The 1,172-nt window shown below is 47.5% G+C and carries 2 protein-coding genes; both read left to right on the top strand.

Going from position 1 to position 1,172, the window contains the following annotated elements; genetic code table 11:
* Window positions 1-191: hypothetical protein (locus tag R8269_RS25320; RefSeq protein ID WP_318222922.1), on the top strand; the 191-nt coding region annotated here is incomplete at its 5' end.
* Between the two features lie 21 nt (window positions 192-212).
* On the top strand, window positions 213-1,172 hold a 960-nt coding region (locus R8269_RS25315), incomplete at its 3' end, for an FAD-dependent oxidoreductase (RefSeq protein ID WP_318222921.1).

The following is a 1,172-nucleotide window of genomic DNA, read 5'->3' as shown; positions in this document are numbered from 1 at the left end:
AAGAGCACTTGCGCGGCCTAATTGCAGAGCATCTCGAAGAGACTGGCTCTAGCCATGCAGAACATATTTTGGCGAACTTTGACGAATGGATTCCGAAGTTCTACTTGGTGAAACCTCAAGCGGCTGACTTAAACACGCTACTTGGTCACCAAAGCCGCAGCGCTGCTGAACTGCGCGTTCAAGCCCAATAAATCATGGAGGATGTTTGAATCATGAGCCAGAACGTTTATCAATTTATCGATGTTCAACGCGTAGATCCGGCGAAAAAACCAATTAAGATTCGTAAGATTGAGTTTGTTGAAATTTACGAGCCGTTCACGAAACAACAAGCAACAGCGCAGGCCGATCGCTGTTTGGATTGCGGTAACCCATATTGTGAATGGAAGTGCCCCGTCCATAACTACATTCCCCAGTGGCTAAAACTGGCGAATGAAGGTCGAATTTTAGAAGCCGTGGAACTTTCACACCAAACCAACAGCTTGCCTGAAGTGTGTGGCCGTGTGTGTCCGCAAGACCGTTTGTGTGAGGGTTCGTGCACACTAAATGATGATTTTGGTGCAGTCACGATCGGAAACATTGAAAAGTACATCACCGACAAAGCCTTTGAAATGGGCTGGAAACCTGACATGTCCAAAGTGGAGTGGACGGATAAAAAGGTGGCAATCATCGGCGCTGGCCCTGCTGGTTTGGCAGCAGCAGACATTTTAGTTCGCAACGGTGTAAAACCTGTGGTGTTTGACCGTTACCCAGAGATTGGTGGCCTACTTACCTTTGGTATTCCTTCTTTCAAATTGGAAAAAGGGGTCATGGAAAATCGTCGTCGGGTATTTACCGAAATGGGCGTTGAGTTCCGCATGAATGTGGAAGTCGGCCAAGATGTGCAGATGCAAGAACTGCTTGATGAATACGATGCGGTTTTCTTAGGTGTGGGCACATACAAATACATGCGCGCCGGTTTGGAAAATGAAGACGCGCCGGGCGTTTATGACGCCCTACCATTTTTGATTTCCAATACCTATAAGGTTATGGAGCTAGAACATAACCAACCGTTTATCGATATGGCTGGCAAAAAAGTCGTAGTGCTTGGTGGTGGTGATACCGCGATGGACTGCGTGCGAACTTCGATCCGTCAAGGCGCATCTAACGTGATTTGTGCCTACCGTCGTGATGAA

The sequence above is a fragment of the Vibrio sp. Vb0667 genome, from assembly GCF_033391095.1.
Note: the sequence above shows the minus strand (reverse complement) of the source record. Positions and strands in the feature narration are given on the sequence as shown.